Source organism: Erwinia typographi (genome assembly GCF_000773975.1).
Classification (GTDB): Bacteria; Pseudomonadota; Gammaproteobacteria; order Enterobacterales; family Enterobacteriaceae; genus Erwinia; species Erwinia typographi.
In genome coordinates, this window is sequence record NZ_JRUQ01000058.1 from 1 (window position 1) to 1618 (window position 1618).

The 1618-nt window shown below is 54.6% G+C and carries 1 rRNA gene; it reads left to right on the forward strand.

The annotated features are described in order from the left end of the window. Positions 1 to 1618 (forward strand): 23S ribosomal RNA (locus tag NG99_RS20270); the annotation flags it as partial.

Sequence of the window (1618 nt, forward strand, 5' to 3'; positions counted from 1 at the left end):
GTTGGGTAGGGGAGCGTTCTGTAAGCCGTCGAAGGTGGTCTGTGAGGACTGCTGGAGGTATCAGAAGTGCGAATGCTGACATAAGTAACGATAAAGCGGGTGAAAAGCCCGCTCGCCGGAAGACCAAGGGTTCCTGTCCAACGTTAATCGGGGCAGGGTGAGTCGACCCCTAAGGCGAGGCCGAAAGGCGTAGTCGATGGGAAACAGGTTAATATTCCTGTACTCGGTGTTACTGCGAAGGGGGGACGGAGAAGGCTATGTTAGCCGGGCGACGGTTGTCCCGGTTTAAGCGTGTAGGCTGGCGTTCCAGGCAAATCCGGAACGCTGTAAGGCTGAGGCGTGATGACGAGGCACCACGGTGCTGAAGTAACAAATGCCCTGCTTCCAGGAAAAGCCTCTAAGCATCAGGTAACACAGAATCGTACCCCAAACCGACACAGGTGGTCAGGTAGAGAATACCAAGGCGCTTGAGAGAACTCGGGTGAAGGAACTAGGCAAAATGGTGCCGTAACTTCGGGAGAAGGCACGCTGTCGGTAAGTGAAACCCCCCGCGGGTGGAGCTGAAGGCAGTCGAAGATACCAGCTGGCTGCAACTGTTTATTAAAAACACAGCACTGTGCAAACACGAAAGTGGACGTATACGGTGTGACGCCTGCCCGGTGCCGGAAGGTTAATTGATGGGGTTATCGCAAGAGAAGCTCCTGATCGAAGCCCCGGTAAACGGCGGCCGTAACTATAACGGTCCTAAGGTAGCGAAATTCCTTGTCGGGTAAGTTCCGACCTGCACGAATGGCGTAATGATGGCCAGGCTGTCTCCACCCGAGACTCAGTGAAATTGAACTCGCTGTGAAGATGCAGTGTACCCGCGGCAAGACGGAAAGACCCCGTGAACCTTTACTACAGCTTGACACTGAACATTGAGCCTTGATGTGTAGGATAGGTGGGAGGCTTTGAAGCGTGGACGCCAGTCTGCGTGGAGCCGACCTTGAAATACCACCCTTTAACGTTTGATGTTCTAACCTGGCGCCGTAATCCGGCGTGGGGACAGTGTCTGGTGGGTAGTTTGACTGGGGCGGTCTCCTCCTAAAGAGTAACGGAGGAGCACGAAGGTCAGCTAATCACGGTCGGACATCGTGAGGTTAGTGCAATGGCATAAGCTGGCTTGACTGTGAGAGTGACGGCTCGAACAGGTGCGAAAGCAGGTCATAGTGATCCGGTGGTTCTGAATGGAAGGGCCATCGCTCAACGGATAAAAGGTACTCCGGGGATAACAGGCTGATACCGCCCAAGAGTTCATATCGACGGCGGTGTTTGGCACCTCGATGTCGGCTCATCACATCCTGGGGCTGAAGTAGGTCCCAAGGGTACGGCTGTTCGCCGTTTAAAGTGGTACGCGAGCTGGGTTTAGAACGTCGTGAGACAGTTCGGTCCCTATCTGCCGTGGGCGCTGGAAGATTGAGAGGGGTTGCTCCTAGTACGAGAGGACCGGAGTGAACGCACCACTGGTGTTCGGGTTGTCATGCCAATGGCACTGCCCGGTAGCTAAGTGCGGAAAAGATAAGCGCTGAAAGCATCTAAGCGCGAAACTTGCCTCGAGATGAATCTTCCCTGGGCCTTT